The organism is Capnocytophaga periodontitidis (genome assembly GCF_016126015.1).
In the GTDB taxonomy this organism is placed as follows: Bacteria; Bacteroidota; Bacteroidia; order Flavobacteriales; family Flavobacteriaceae; genus Capnocytophaga; species Capnocytophaga periodontitidis.
In genome coordinates this window covers 367,529-381,460 of sequence record NZ_JAEFDB010000001.1, presented here as the reverse complement: position 1 = coordinate 381,460, position 13,932 = coordinate 367,529, and the positions used below count along the sequence as shown (strand labels likewise).

Below are 13,932 nucleotides of genomic sequence, written 5' to 3'. Positions count from 1 at the left end.
CACCTTATAATGAAAGAATTAAAAGAAATTCGGTTTAACGAAAACAATATACAACTAAAGGACAATTTAGTAAAAGGAAGCATATTACCTGAAAAAGTAGCAGAGCTCACTCGTACCATTACAGTACAAGGAGATACAGTGATAGAAGGCCCTGTATACGCCCATAAACTCGAAATACAAAATGGAGACTTAGAAATTCAAGGTGCCGTCTTTACTCAATTAGAACTCTATGTGAATAGTGAAGCTCAAGGAAATGTAGCTTTCCAAAAAAGTGTAGGGTCTGCTAACTCTATTGTTTCAAGAGCTGATAAATTAAAACTTACATTTCATTCCGACATCAATGCTAAAAGCGTAACTCTTTACAATGCTTTTATAGCAGGTAGCATCTATGCCGATGAAATTGTGTTAGATAATTGTGTCGTGTGTGGAGGAGTATTCGCTACTCAACAAATAGACTTGAAAAACAGTGTGGTTGGCACATTCAACACTCCTTCTATACGTATAGAAGGATCTGTGTATCTATTACTTCCAAGTGCTTTTTCTATAGAAAAAATGCTTGCTACTGCCGATGCACAACTATACAACCTCAGTTTAGCCGATTTAGGTGCTCTCTACAAAGGATTACCGCAAACACCTAATTCAGGAAAAATAACAATGGATATTGAAACCGACGAGGTAAAAAGCACTCTTGTAAATAACGAAATACAGAAAACTCTTCGCAGTTATACTGTTGTAGGCAAAGTATTAGCTGTAGATTTGATAGATACCGATAAGTTTGAAAACCATTTCTTACTTGCTGCAGCAAGTTTAGGAGATCAGCTTCTCAAAACTTATGATTTAGGAGTAGATAAAAATGGTAATGCAGCAACTCTTACTCTTAATAAAATCCGTGACTTCTTTTTTGATATTCTCAATGGAAAAATAAGTGTTCAAGATATTGATGGCAAGTTTGATATTTCACAGTTAAATAAGTAGTCTTACTCTTTTTTGTTGTAGTGTTATTTTATTTTTGTATTTTTGCCCTCTGAAAAATCGCTAAGAATAAAGGTAAGTTACATTCACAACTCTTTACCTTTTATCTCTTACCTCTTAACTATAAAAATGTACGCACTATTCAAAAAAGAAATTCGTTATTTCTTCACTTCGCCCATTGGTCTTACTATCATTGGGCTCTTTATCGTGCTCAACGGCTTGTTCCTATGGGTCTTTAAAACAGATTACAACATTTTCAATGCTGGTTTCGCCGATATGTTGCCTTTTTTTAGGCTTTCATCTTGGGTTTTCGTCTTTTTAGTACCCGCCATTACGATGAGAAGCATCTCCGAAGAGAAAAAAAGCGGTATGTTAGCCCTTTTGTTCACCAAACCGGTCAGCACCCTGCAAATGGTGCTCGGCAAGTACTTGGGTATTCTCTTCTTACTCTTTGTAATCCTTTTGCCGTCAGCCCTGTACGTCTATATGGTATGGGTGTTGGGCAACCCCGTAGGCAACTTAGATATAGCTGGCACTGTAGGGTCTTACATTGCCTTGTTTTTGCTGGTAGCCACTTTTGCCTCAGTAGGCTTATGGGCGTCGTCTATAAGTAGTAACCAAATCATTTCCTTTGTGTTAGCGGCCTTTCTGTGCTTCTTTTTCTTCTTTGGTATCGACCAACTTATTGCCTTTGTAGCCCCCGAAGATTTTGGTGGGGTAGGCTTCCAAACGCATTTCGATGCTATCAGTAGGGGAGTGCTTGACACCCGAAATATCGTGTATTTCCTCTCTGTTATCTCATTTTTCATATATCTCACTACCTTATCACTCAAAGCCTACAAACGATGAAAAAACTCTTTCAAAACTCTATTAGCAAGGTAGTTATAGCCTTAGTTTGCCTCCTTGCAATTAATTATATAGCCAAACAATGGCACACGCGGATAGACCTCACTCAAGACAAACGTTATACGCTCTCGGAGGTGAGCAAGAAAACACTTGCTAAAATACAGAATCCTATCGTGATTGATGTATTGCTCAAAGGCAATATCCCTACCGAATTTAAGAAATTACAGACTGAAACAATTCAGTTATTAGACGAGTATGCTGTTGCCAATAACAACATTATCGTCAATTTTGTAAATCCATTAGAAGGGGAGGAGCACCCCGAAAGTGTGATTCAAGAACTGATAAATAATGGCTACCAGCCCTTGCAAATCACTCAAAATGAAGCGGGAAAATCTTCTATTGAGTATATTTTCCCGTGGGCAGTCATTAGTGATGGTAAGAAGAGTGAGCGCGTTCGTCTCTTTGTGAACAAACTCGGCTCTACCGACCAAGAGCAGGTACAGAACTCAGTACAGAAATTGGAATACAATTTTACCGATGCGCTCTATAAGTTTGCCTTAGATAAAAAGAAGAAAATCGCAGTGCTCAGAAGTAATGGTGCTTTGAAAGATATCTATATGGCCGACTTCCTCAAAACAGCGCGCGAATACTACTTTATAGCACCTTTCACCCTCGATTCAGTGGCTACCAACCCCGAGAAGACTCTACACGACCTCGAAAAATTCGATTTACTACTCGTACCTAAGCCTACTGAGCCTTTCACCGATGCCCAAAAACAGGTCGTAGACCAGTATATAATGAATGGCGGTCGTGCTCTATGGCTGATTGACAATGTAGCGGTTTCCTTAGAAGATATGTACAAAACAGGTGGAATGACAATGGCAATGCCCGTCAATCTAAACCTTACTGATATGTTTTTCCAATATGGTTTCCGTATCAATTACACTTTGGTAAACGATTTGTACTTTTCTGAAATCATTGTAGCCACAGGCGATGGTTCTCAAACCCGTTATATGCCTATTCCTTGGGTGTATAATCCACTGGTGATTTCAGGCAATAATCACCTTATCAACAATCATTTAGATGCCGTCAGGTTTCAGTTTGCCAATAGCATTGATACGCTGAAAAATGGTGTGAAGAAAACAGTGCTTCTCGCTAGTTCACCTTTCTCAAAAGCAGATGGCACCCCACGCGAAATCAACTTGCGCTTCGACCCCAATAACCAGAATAAAGAAGCCTACAAACACGGAAATATTCCCTTAGCAGTGCTTTTGGAAGGAGAGTTTAACTCAGTTTATAAAGACCGTATTCGTCCCATAGACCTTAAAGAAAAAGCTGATAGAAGCAAACCTACTAAAATGCTTGTAGTGGCTGATGGCGATATTATCAAAAACGATATAGATAGCAAAAATAATATTCCCTTAGAACTCGGATTTGATAAATGGACAAACAAATATTATGATAATAAAGCATTCTTGCAGAATGCTTTAAACTACCTCTTAGACGATACTGAGTTTTTGAGTTTGCGTAATAAGAAAGTACAATTGGCTTTCTTAGATAAGGAAAAAGTAGCCGAAAGTGCCAGCAGTTGGCAAGTAAAAGTATTTGTGTATCCATTATTGCTTTTGATATTGGTAATGCTATCAGTATTATATTTTTATAGGAAGAAGAACATAAAGAGAGGATAAAATGAAAAGAGTAGTAGTAGGACTTAGCGGAGGGGTAGACAGTAGTGTAGCTGCCTATTTGTTAAAAGAACAAGGTTATGAGGTAATAGGCCTTTTTATGAAGAATTGGCACGATGATTCAGTTACTATTTCCGACGAATGTCCTTGGTTAGAAGATAGTAACGATGCGCTTTTAGTAGCCGAAAAGCTCGGTATTCCATTCCAAACAGTGGATATGAGTGAACCCTACAAAGCCCGTATTGTCGATTATATGTTCAATGAATATGAACACGGTAGAACGCCCAATCCCGATGTGTTATGTAATCGCGAAATCAAGTTTGATGTCTTTATGAAGCTTGCCCTTAGTTTAGTCGCCGATTACGTAGCAACAGGACACTATTGTCGCAAAGAAGAAATAGAGATAAATGGTGAAAAAATCTATCGATTGCTATCGGGGAAAGATAAAAATAAAGACCAATCGTATTTCCTATGTCAGCTTTCACAAGACCAACTCAGTAAAGTACTTTTCCCTATTGGAGAATTGCAGAAATCGGAAGTGAGAGCCATTGCCAAAGCTCAAGATTTGATAACCGCTGATAAAAAAGATTCTCAGGGACTTTGCTTTGTAGGAAAAGTGCGTTTGCCCGAGTTCCTACAACAAAAACTACAACCCAAACAAGGCGATATTATTGAAATCCCCAATGATTGGAAAGGATATACTGACTTTGATATGCCACGCACTTTTGAAACTTATGAAGGCGAATTGGAGTATTTGTCACAACGTTTTGTTTATCGTCCCGAAGACGGTAAAAAAGTAGGTATCCATCAAGGGGCTCATTATTTTACTAAAGGGCAACGCAAAGGCTTAAATGTGGGAGGAACTAAAGAACCTTTGTTTATCATAGAAACTGATATTGAGAAGAATATCATCTATACGGGACAAGGACACACTCATCGCGGATTGTTCCGCAGTGCTTTGTTTATCGCAGCCCCTGATGAACATTGGATTCGCGAAGATTTGGCATTAAAAGTATATGAATCGAAAGAGTTTATGGTACGTATACGCTATCGTCAGCCATTACAGAAAGCGGTTTTATATAAAGTCGAAAACGGTTTGTATATTCATTTTTCAGAACCTCAAAGTGCTATTACTGAGGGACAATTTGCTGCCTGGTATAGCGGAGATGAATTAGTGGGTAGCGGTGTTATTTCATAGGAAAAAACACCTATTGTAAAATGGTTATAATGTATATTATGTCAAATAACAGATAGGGAAAAAGATATGAGAAAGGTACTTATCATCACTTATTATTGGGCGCCTGCTGGCGGACCTGGTGTACAACGTTGGTTAAAATTCGTAAAATATTTACGAGATTTTAATATAGAACCTATTGTATATATTCCTGAAAACCCAACTTATCCTATCATCGACAATGAAATAGGAAACGATTTGCCTACTGATATACAAATTATTAAACATCCTATATGGGAACCTTATGCTTGGGCTTCGTTATTCTCTAAAAAGAAAACCCAAAAGATTAGTTCGGGTATCATTCCGCGCAAAAAAGTTTCTATTTTAGATAAAGTATTACTTTGGATACGTGGTAATTTCTTTATTCCCGATGCTCGTAAATTCTGGATAAAACCTTCTATAAAGTATCTGAATAAGTTTATAAAAGAAAACCAGATAGAAACTATTATCACTACTTCGCCTCCCCACAGCGTACACCTTATAGGTTATGAGTTAAAGAAACAAATTCCTCACCTCAAATGGATTAGCGATTTCCGCGACCCGTGGACAACTATTGGTTATTACAAAGATTTACGCCTTACTAAATGGGCAGATAAACGTCAGCATTATTGGGAAAAAGAAGTGTTACAACAATCAGACTTGGTGATTACAACCAGTTTCAAGACGCAAAAAGACTTTCAGCAGCTTACCAATACTCCTATTGAGGTGATTACCAATGGTTACGATGAGGAAAAAACAATCACCCCTCCCCTATCCAATAAATTCCTTATTTCGCACATAGGTTCTTTATTATCAGATAGAAACCCCAAAATACTGTGGAAAATATTAGCCGAATTAATACGCGAAGAACCTCATTTTGCCGAAGATTTCACACTTTGTTTTGCAGGCAAAGTAAGTGAAGAAATCGAAGAAGATATTCGCCATAACGGACTTACACCTTATTATATTAATAAAGGTTATATTAGCCATCAAGAAGCTATTAGTTTGCAAAAGCAATCGCAAGTATTGTTGCTCATCGAAATAGATTCCGAAGAAACACAAGGTATTATTGCGGGTAAACTGTTTGAATATATGATTTCAGGGCGACCTATTCTCGCCATAGGACCTCATAACTGGGATGTTACACCTATTCTCACTGAAACACAAACAGGTACTTTTGTGGGATATACCGATGCTTCTCAGATGAAAGCCAAAATAGTAGAGTTCTATCATCAATTCCTACATAAAACACTTAAAACCAACCCCAAAGAAGTAGAACAATACAGCCGTAAAGCCCTTACCGAGCGGTTGGCTAAGTGCATTGAAAATAATCTTTCAAGTTAAATTCTCTGCTAAAAACTTGTCTTTTCAAAAAAATATACTACTTTTGTCAAAAAAATAAATCAACCGAAGAATATGTTAGTAAAAGTATACGGAAGTGCAGTGTTTGGAGTAGAAGCTACTACCATTACTATAGAAGTAAATATTGTTAAAGGAATTGGCTATCACCTTGTTGGACTACCCGATATTGCTATTAAGGAAAGTAACTTTCGCATTGCTGCTGCCTTACAGAATACAGGGTATAAAATCCCAGGAAAGAAAATCACTATCAATATGGCTCCTGCCGATATGCGTAAAGAAGGTTCAGCCTATGATCTTAGTCTTGCAATAGGCATATTGGCTGCGAACGAACAAATACAAAGTGACGAAATAGAAAAATATATCATTATGGGAGAACTTTCTTTAGACGGAGGGCTACAACCTATTAAAGGAGCACTCCCTATTGCTATTCAAGCACGTAAAGAAGGTTTTAAAGGTTTTATTTTGCCTGCTCAAAACGCCAAAGAAGCGGCAATTGTAGATAATTTAGAGGTTTATGGTGTTGAAAATATCAAAGAAGTAATTGATTTCTTCAATGGCGAAAGAGAACTTGTTCGTACAGTAGTGGATACTCGTAAAGAATTTTATAAAAATTTAGAATTCCCTGAGTTTGATTTTGCCGATGTAAAAGGACAAGAAACTGTAAAACGTTGTATGGAAATAGCCGCTGCAGGAGGTCATAACATCATTCTCATAGGTCCTCCTGGTTCTGGTAAAACAATGTTAGCCAAAAGATTACCTAGTATCCTCCCTCCTATGACACTTCATGAAGCTCTCGAAACTACTAAAATACATAGTGTTGTAGGTCGTATCAAAGATACAGGTTTGATGAGTCATCGCCCTTTCCGTAGTCCACATCACACAATTTCTGATGTAGCCCTTGTAGGAGGCGGTACATATCCTCAACCTGGTGAAATATCCTTAGCGCATAATGGTGTACTTTTCCTTGATGAATTGCCTGAATTTAAACGTGCTGTATTAGAAGTGATGCGTCAGCCTTTAGAGGATAGAGAGGTTACCATTTCGCGTGCTAAATTCTCTATCACCTACCCTTCTTCATTTATGTTAGTAGCGAGTATGAACCCCAGTCCCAGTGGCTATTTCAATGATCCTGAAGCTCCTGTAAACTCTACTCCTGCCGAAATGCAACGTTATATGAGTAAGATTTCAGGTCCCCTATTAGATAGAATAGATATTCATATAGAAGTCAATCCTGTCCCTTTTGAAAAACTTTCTGATGATCGAAAAGGGGAAAGTAGCAGCGAAATACGCAAGCGAGTAATTGCCGCACGTAACATTCAAACAGAGCGTTTTAAAGAATATGAACACATTCATTACAATGCTCAAATGAATACTAAACAAATACAAAAATTCTGTAAAGTAAGTGAGGAATCTTTAAAACTTTTAAAAAATGCAATGATGAAACTCAACCTCTCCGCACGTGCTTATGATCGTATTTTGAAGGTAGCTCGTACTATTGCCGACTTAGAAGGTACTGAAAATGTACAACCTCATCACATAGGTGAAGCCATCCAGTATCGAAGTTTAGATCGTGAAGGATGGTTTGGTAACAACTAACAATGGAATAATTAACGTTAATACACTATAACAATGAGAAAAAATCTTATAGCGATAGCTACCATTTTCATTACTTTGGTAGCTTGTAACACAAGCAACAAAATCAATACTGATGAGGCTACTACACTCATCACTGAATATTTAGAGGAAAATCCCCTCTATGAAACCGGCAAATTCAATACTAATAAACAAAAATTAGTAACCAATAAGGATAAAGAACTCATTGAGAGCATTCAGCAATTATCTGATGAGGGATTGATAGCTATCAACAATGAAAAAACACGTAAAAAGTGGTTTTCTAAGGATAGTGTATATGTGATCTCCCCTACCCTAACTGAAGAGGCTCTCCCCTATTTAGTAAAACAAAACAAAAATAGTGCTCAAGTAAAGACCATTATCTACAAACTAAATAATAAAAAGATAACTCTCGAAAAAAGTACTGAAAAAATGGCTACTTGTGTAGTAGTTTTAGATAAGGAAAAAACTCCTTTCTATAGTTTTGGAAAAGACCCCTATCCCAATAGCAACTTTATTACTCAAAAGTTTAAATTAAAATATAACGAGAAATCAGGATGGAAAATCATAAAAAAATAAACTATGAAAAATTTTAGTATCCTTACTCTCATACAAGCTGTAATGAGCCTCATTTCAGCTATCCTTATCTCTAAAATGTCATTTATAGGTAAGATAGGGGTAAGTACTTTTTACAGCCAATATGCAGTTTTTAAAACGTGGTGGAAGACAGCTATCTTGCTATTTATAGTACAATTCATCTTACTGTTATTTCTGCAAACTTTCCGCTCAAAAGTAAGCGCAGGATTTGCTCGTGCTTTAGCGCTTTTACTTGCTGTTGTAGGTGCAGTGGGGTTCTATCTCTCGTATGTAGATTTCACCACTACTTCTCATAAGATGATGAAATTCAGTTTTCATTTTGGATTTTATCTCTTTTGGATAGCGTGGCTCATTACTTGTGGTTATTTTCTTTTAGCCAAGGAAGCAAAGCAAACGCCCCCCCCCCAAGAAGAAGTGTTATAGCAAATTGTGAGGTCCAAACAAGCCATCCAAAAGCAGTACCTATAGGAGTTGGAACTCCAAAGAGATATAATACTTCTGCTATAAAAAATGAGTAAGCACCAAATCCTGCATTGGTGAAAGTCATAGCAAAACTACCTATGACAAAAGCTGTAAGTACGTTTGGTAAACTTATATTAGTAGTCTCTGGTAAGGCGAAGAAAGGAATATAAAACATCAAAAAGTACATTGCCCATATAAATAATGTATGCACCAAAAAAATCCAACGATGGCGTATTTTTAACACTGAAAATACGCCTTCTTTTATACCGTTTAAAAACGTCTTCACCTTTATAAAAAACTTACGTTCTGAAGTATATATAAGGTATAAGAAAATCACAAATGATAGCCCTCCTATTAGCAAGATCCATAAGAGTTTTTCAAACGGAATTTTAGAGAGTATAAAGTTGCTTATCACCTCAAATTGCAATACAAAAGCTGTAGCGGTAAACAAAAATAACAAGAGTAAATCAATCACACGTTCAGAGATAATTGTCCCAAATGATTTTTCAAAAGGTACTCCATCATAATTGCTTACTAATAAAGCTCGTGACACTTCACCTGAACGCGGTATGGTTACATTTACTAAATACCCCATAAACACTGCCATTATTCGATGTAATAAAGAGGTTTTATACCCCATTGGTCTAAACATCAATTCCCAACGAACTGCTCGTGATACATCGGCTAAGAATCCTAAAAACACAGCTAAAATTATATAAAAATAATCAGCTACGAGAAACGTCTTTTTTATCTCAGTAAATTGTTCTTCAGTAAATTGCTGATAAGCATACCAACATAAAAACCCTCCCACAAATAGTGGAAGGGTAATCTTTAACCATTTTTTCATTCCAAAAGATTTGTTTGTTCATTAGGGAAGATTATAGAAGGTTTAAAGGTTTTTGCTTCTTCAAAATTCATTAAAGCATACGAGATGATAATTACTATATCTCCTCTTTGTACCCTACGCGCTGCAGGTCCATTTAGTACAATAGCTCCTGAATTTCGTTTCCCTTTGATGATATAAGTATCAAAACGTTCTCCATTATTCACATTTACTATTGATACTTTCTCACCTTCTATCATTCCTGCAGCCTCTACCAAAGCTTCATCTATGGTAATGCTACCTATGTAATCTAAATCTGCCCCTGTAACTTTCACACGGTGAATTTTAGATTTCAATACTTCTATTTGCATTTTTATTGTATTAAAAAACGCGGCAAAAGTAGGAATAATTTGTCAATTAGCCAATTTGTCAAATTATCATTTTGTTAATTTATTAATTTTAAAATTCAAAATCACCTGATTATGAACAATATATAAAACTTCTTTATATTATTCTTTTTATTTTATTACATAACAATTGTATATATCAAAAAAAACATTTACCTTTGCTTCAACTAAAACTAAAAGTTAATCGCAATGAGTGTATTAGTGAATAAAAATTCAAAGGTGATTGTACAAGGCTTCACCGGAAGTGAAGGTACTTTTCACGCTGAGCAAATGATTGCTTACGGCACGAATGTAGTAGGCGGTATTACCCCTAACAAAGGTGGACAAACACACTTAGGAAAACCCGTATTTAACACCGTAGCCGACGCTGTAAAAGCTACAGGTGCTGATGTTTCTATCATTTTTGTACCTCCTGCTTTTGCTGCCGATGCTATTATGGAAGCTGCCGATGCTGGTATCAAAGTGATTATTACTATTACTGAAGGCATTCCAGTTGCTGATATGGTAAAAGTAGCTGCCTATATCAAAAATCGTAATTGCCGTTTGGTAGGACCTAATTGTCCTGGAGTTATTACTCCTGAGGAAGCTAAAGTAGGTATTATGCCTGGTTTTATCTTCAAAAAAGGCAACGTAGGAATTGTCTCCAAATCGGGAACACTCACTTATGAGGCTGCCGATCAAATCGTTCGTCAAGGTTTAGGTATTACTACAGCTATCGGTATAGGAGGCGATCCTATCATCGGAACTACTACCAAAGAAGCTGTAGAACTACTGATGAACGACCCTGAAACTCATTGTATCGTAATGATTGGCGAAATAGGAGGTCAGTTAGAACCCGAAGCTGCCCGTTGGATCAAAGCTAATGGTAACAAAAAACCTGTAGTGAGCTTCATTGCAGGCGAAACAGCTCCTAAAGGACGTACTATGGGCCACGCTGGGGCTATTGTAGGTGGTGCCGATGATACCGCCGAAGCTAAAAAACGCATTTTAAAAGAATGCGGTATCCATGTAGTCGATTCACCTGCCAAAATAGGTGAAAAAGTAGCCGAAATACTCAAAAAATAGAAATACTCAAACTGTTTGATTACTGTCTAAAAAGTTCCATATACTTTTTTAGACAGTTTTTTTATGCTTTTTTTGATTAACTCATTCAATATTTGTACTTTTGCACCCCGAAAAGTAAAACATTACATTACAATGAAAAAACTAATATCTATTGTTTTGATTTCTACAATTATATCTTTCTTCAACAACCTTTTTGGTCAAAAAAAACTACTTGACACCGATGTATTCCGTAAAAATCCTTCTGAAGTAACTTCTTTTGAAGAAGCTCAAAAAGAAGCTGAAAAAATATTGCAATATCTCATTCAAGAAGAATTGATTCCTGGCGCTTCTATCACAGTTACCAAACAAGGAAAAATAATATGGCAAGGTGGATACGGCTATGCCGATATTTCTAAAAAAAAACCTATTGACCCTAAAACTACAATTTTTAGGGTGGCAAGTATGTCTAAAGCCATTACTGGAGTAATTTTAGCGCGCCTGCAAGAGCAGAAAAAATTTGATTGGAATATGTCTCTATACGAATACATTCCTGATTTTCCCCAAAAACCTTTTGATTTTACTATAAAACAGTTAGCAGGACACTTAGCCGGTATACGCTCCTACAAAGCTAATGAATATACACTCAACAAGCCTTATACTATAGCACAAGGAGTTGATTTATTTAAAGATGATATTTTGCAATCAGCCCCTGGTACAAAGTTTCTTTATAGCAGTTATGGTATCAACCTTATTTCGTTAGCTATTGAAAAATGTCTCAATAAAAAATTTGAAGATATAGCAAAAGAAGAAGTTTTTAAACCTTTAAATATGTGGCGCACTTTCCCTGATAGAGGTAAAATTATTCAAGATGAAGCTATTCCTTACACACGCAGTAAAAAGGGATTGGATAAAGCTACTGATGTGAATAACTACTTCAAGCTTGCTGGTGGTGGATTCCTTTCTACATCCAATGATATAGCTAAAATGGGTACAGCTATAGAACGTCACAGCTTTCTTTCTCAACCTATCCAAAACGAAATGCTTAAAAAACAATGTACTATAGACGATACTGAAATAAGTTATGGTATTGGCTGGCAAGTACAACGCGATTGGAACGGACGTGATTATTTTGGTCATACGGGTATGGGCGTAGGAGGATTCGGTTGGTTATCAGTATATCCTAATGAAGAAGTAGTGATAGTAATGCTTTTCAACGTAACCGACCCACAAATTAGTATCTATTTGCAACGCCTCACCGACTTTATTTTAGAAGGAGCTGAACATATTCCGTCTATTTATCAATAAATATTCAGTTTTATATATTCTTCCTCCATACTTCAAAAAATTGCAGAGGCATTTACGAAACGCCTCTGCAAATAAGATTTATTATTTCTATTTTGTAGGAATATTCTGAAGTATTGCTAACAAGAACTTCCAAAACTTCTGTACAGAAGCTATATTTACCTTTTCAGCAGGCGAGTGTGCCCCTTTGATAGTAGGACCAAAGCTCACCATTTCCATTTCGGGGTAATGGGTTCCTAAAATGCCACATTCTAAGCCTGCGTGGCAAGCTACTACATTAGGTGTTTCACCGAAGAGCGTTTTGTATTGTGCTTTTACAATCTTCAAGATTTCAGCATCTACTTTGGGCTCCCAACCTGGGTAACTACCGGTGTATTCTACTTCAAATCCAGCTAACTCAAAACTACTGCGAATCGTATCAGCCAAATCATATTTAGAAGTTTCTGAAGCCGAACGAGTGAGGCAGTACACGTTTATTTCGCCGTCTTTAATTTGTACCCTTGCTACGTTATTGCTGGTTTCTACAAGGTCAGCAATCGTCTGACTCATTTTGTACACCCCGTTGAAAGCTGCGTAAAGAGCGCGTAACACATCTTCTTGTTCTTCTTCTTCCATTACTTTCTCAGGTACCGCAGTAGGTTCAAGCAATACTGTAAGAGTCGGTTCAGTTACTGAATACTCGTGTTGGAGTGCTTGGGTAAGCGTAGCTACTTCTTTTTTAAAAGCCACTTCGTCGTTTTTATTAATAGTTACCACCGCAACGCTTTCTCTCGGAATAGCATTGCGCAAACCGCCTCCATCTACACTTGCAATGTGCAAACCAAATTTCTCAGTACAAGTGAATAATATACGGTTCATTAGTTTGTTGGCATTAGCATAACCCTTATGGATATCTGTACCACTATGTCCGCCGTGCAATCCTTTTATGGTAAGTGTATAGCCTACTGAATTATCAGGCGTATCTACCACGTCGTACTCTCTAAACGCCGATACATCTACACCACCAGCACATCCTATATCAATTTCGTCGTCTTCCTCAGTATCTAGGTTGAGAAGAAAATCACCAGAGAGCAATCCGCCTTTGAGACCTTTAGCACCCGTCATTCCTGTTTCTTCGTCAATAGTAAAGAGTGTTTCGAGAGCAGGGTGAGGGATATCCTTACTTTGGAGTATTGCCATAATACTTGCTACCCCAATACCATTATCAGCTCCTAAAGTAGTACCATCAGCACGTACCCAGTCGCCATCTACTAACATTTTGATACCTTCCGTACTAAAATCAAACACTGTATCGTTGTTCTTTTGGTGTACCATATCGAGGTGTGATTGTAGCACCACTGTTTTGCGGTTTTCCATTCCTGCCGTAGCGGGCTTTTTAATGATTACATTACCCGTTTCGTCTTGATAGGTATCAAGCCCTAAACTTTTGCCAAAAGCCACCATAAAAGCAATGACTTTCTCTTCTTTTTTTGATGGGCGAGGTACGGCATTCAAGCTCGCAAAGTTCGCCCATAACTGTTTTGGTTCTAGCTCTGTTATTTTCATTATATTTAGTTATTTATTAGTTATCGTAATATTGTTTTTAGTATTTTGTCGCTAATATCTTTC

At 37.1% G+C, this 13,932-nt stretch carries 13 protein-coding genes; 10 read left to right on the top strand and 3 right to left on the bottom strand.

The features are described 5' to 3' along the window. Nucleotides 1-9 precede the first annotated feature (9 nt). The 8 genes from I7X29_RS01830 (at nucleotide 10) to I7X29_RS01795 (ending at nucleotide 8,709) form a co-directional block, all read left to right on the top strand. On the top strand, nucleotides 10-975 hold the full coding sequence (locus I7X29_RS01830; protein WP_198472592.1) for a hypothetical protein: 966 nt from the start codon (nucleotides 10-12) through the stop codon (nucleotides 973-975). Between the two features lie 126 nt (nucleotides 976-1,101). After that, nucleotides 1,102-1,821, top strand: coding sequence for a gliding motility-associated ABC transporter permease subunit GldF (gldF, locus tag I7X29_RS01825; protein WP_198472591.1), 720 nt, complete (start codon nucleotides 1,102-1,104; stop codon nucleotides 1,819-1,821). Further along, nucleotides 1,818-3,506, top strand: coding sequence for a gliding motility-associated ABC transporter substrate-binding protein GldG (gldG, locus tag I7X29_RS01820; RefSeq protein WP_198472590.1), 1,689 nt, complete (start codon nucleotides 1,818-1,820; stop codon nucleotides 3,504-3,506). Before gldF ends, gldG begins: the two co-directional genes overlap by 4 nt. Nucleotide 3,507: 1 nt before the next feature. Next, nucleotides 3,508-4,701: a tRNA 2-thiouridine(34) synthase MnmA gene (mnmA, locus tag I7X29_RS01815; protein ID WP_198472589.1), complete on the top strand. Its 1,194-nt coding sequence runs from the start codon at nucleotides 3,508-3,510 to the stop codon at nucleotides 4,699-4,701. A gap of 66 nt (nucleotides 4,702-4,767) precedes the next feature. Continuing rightward, the gene (locus I7X29_RS01810; RefSeq protein ID WP_198472588.1) at nucleotides 4,768-6,060 is read left to right on the top strand and encodes a glycosyltransferase; all 1,293 of its coding nucleotides are present in this window, start codon (nucleotides 4,768-4,770) and stop codon (nucleotides 6,058-6,060) included. Between the two features lie 72 nt (nucleotides 6,061-6,132). After that, nucleotides 6,133-7,674, top strand: coding sequence for a YifB family Mg chelatase-like AAA ATPase (locus I7X29_RS01805; RefSeq protein ID WP_198466995.1), 1,542 nt, complete (start codon nucleotides 6,133-6,135; stop codon nucleotides 7,672-7,674). Between the two features lie 33 nt (nucleotides 7,675-7,707). Further along, on the top strand, nucleotides 7,708-8,268 hold the full coding sequence (locus I7X29_RS01800; RefSeq protein WP_198472587.1) for a hypothetical protein: 561 nt from the start codon (nucleotides 7,708-7,710) through the stop codon (nucleotides 8,266-8,268). Nucleotides 8,269-8,271: 3 nt separating this feature from the next. Further along, nucleotides 8,272-8,709 carry a hypothetical protein gene (locus tag I7X29_RS01795; protein WP_088594311.1) on the top strand — a complete coding sequence of 146 codons (438 nt, stop codon included), beginning with the start codon at nucleotides 8,272-8,274 and terminating at the stop codon, nucleotides 8,707-8,709. On the opposite strand, the gene I7X29_RS01790 is transcribed toward I7X29_RS01795, so the two are convergent. Together I7X29_RS01790 and panD are read right to left on the bottom strand one after the other, a co-directional pair. Beyond that, nucleotides 8,639-9,595 carry a lysylphosphatidylglycerol synthase transmembrane domain-containing protein gene (locus I7X29_RS01790; protein WP_198472586.1) on the bottom strand — a complete coding sequence of 319 codons (957 nt, stop codon included), beginning with the start codon at nucleotides 9,593-9,595 and terminating at the stop codon, nucleotides 8,639-8,641. The two genes, I7X29_RS01795 and I7X29_RS01790, sit on opposite strands and share 71 nt — an antisense overlap. Then, the gene (gene panD, locus I7X29_RS01785) at nucleotides 9,592-9,942 is read right to left on the bottom strand and encodes an aspartate 1-decarboxylase (protein ID WP_009751096.1); all 351 of its coding nucleotides are present in this window, start codon (nucleotides 9,940-9,942) and stop codon (nucleotides 9,592-9,594) included. Before panD ends, I7X29_RS01790 begins: the two co-directional genes overlap by 4 nt. A gap of 225 nt (nucleotides 9,943-10,167) precedes the next feature. Here panD and sucD point away from each other — a divergent pair, with 225 nt between their 5' ends. After that, nucleotides 10,168-11,043 carry a succinate--CoA ligase subunit alpha gene (gene sucD / locus I7X29_RS01780; protein WP_198472585.1) on the top strand — a complete coding sequence of 292 codons (876 nt, stop codon included), beginning with the start codon at nucleotides 10,168-10,170 and terminating at the stop codon, nucleotides 11,041-11,043. A 132-nt stretch (nucleotides 11,044-11,175) separates the two neighbouring features. Further along, nucleotides 11,176-12,327 carry a serine hydrolase domain-containing protein gene (locus I7X29_RS01775; RefSeq protein WP_088594314.1) on the top strand — a complete coding sequence of 384 codons (1,152 nt, stop codon included), beginning with the start codon at nucleotides 11,176-11,178 and terminating at the stop codon, nucleotides 12,325-12,327. A gap of 87 nt (nucleotides 12,328-12,414) precedes the next feature. Here I7X29_RS01775 and I7X29_RS01770 read toward each other — a convergent pair whose 3' ends face one another. After that, on the bottom strand, nucleotides 12,415-13,869 hold the full coding sequence (locus I7X29_RS01770) for an aminoacyl-histidine dipeptidase (protein WP_198472584.1): 1,455 nt from the start codon (nucleotides 13,867-13,869) through the stop codon (nucleotides 12,415-12,417). Nucleotides 13,870-13,932: the final 63 nt, after the last annotated feature.

Coding starts and splice junctions, on each gene's coding strand:
- panD (WP_009751096.1), bottom strand. CDS start 9,942: ATGCAAATAGAAGTATTGAAATCTAAAATTCACCGTGTGAAAGTTACA.
- I7X29_RS01770 (WP_198472584.1), bottom strand. CDS start 13,869: ATGAAAATAACAGAGCTAGAACCAAAACAGTTATGGGCGAACTTTGCG.
- I7X29_RS01795 (WP_088594311.1), top strand. CDS start 8,272: ATGAAAAATTTTAGTATCCTTACTCTCATACAAGCTGTAATGAGCCTC.
- I7X29_RS01800 (WP_198472587.1), top strand. CDS start 7,708: ATGAGAAAAAATCTTATAGCGATAGCTACCATTTTCATTACTTTGGTA.
- I7X29_RS01810 (WP_198472588.1), top strand. CDS start 4,768: ATGAGAAAGGTACTTATCATCACTTATTATTGGGCGCCTGCTGGCGGA.
- I7X29_RS01775 (WP_088594314.1), top strand. CDS start 11,176: ATGAAAAAACTAATATCTATTGTTTTGATTTCTACAATTATATCTTTC.
- gldG (WP_198472590.1), top strand. CDS start 1,818: ATGAAAAAACTCTTTCAAAACTCTATTAGCAAGGTAGTTATAGCCTTA.
- I7X29_RS01830 (WP_198472592.1), top strand. CDS start 10: ATGAAAGAATTAAAAGAAATTCGGTTTAACGAAAACAATATACAACTA.
- mnmA (WP_198472589.1), top strand. CDS start 3,508: ATGAAAAGAGTAGTAGTAGGACTTAGCGGAGGGGTAGACAGTAGTGTA.
- gldF (WP_198472591.1), top strand. CDS start 1,102: ATGTACGCACTATTCAAAAAAGAAATTCGTTATTTCTTCACTTCGCCC.
- I7X29_RS01805 (WP_198466995.1), top strand. CDS start 6,133: ATGTTAGTAAAAGTATACGGAAGTGCAGTGTTTGGAGTAGAAGCTACT.
- sucD (WP_198472585.1), top strand. CDS start 10,168: ATGAGTGTATTAGTGAATAAAAATTCAAAGGTGATTGTACAAGGCTTC.
- I7X29_RS01790 (WP_198472586.1), bottom strand. CDS start 9,595: ATGAAAAAATGGTTAAAGATTACCCTTCCACTATTTGTGGGAGGGTTT.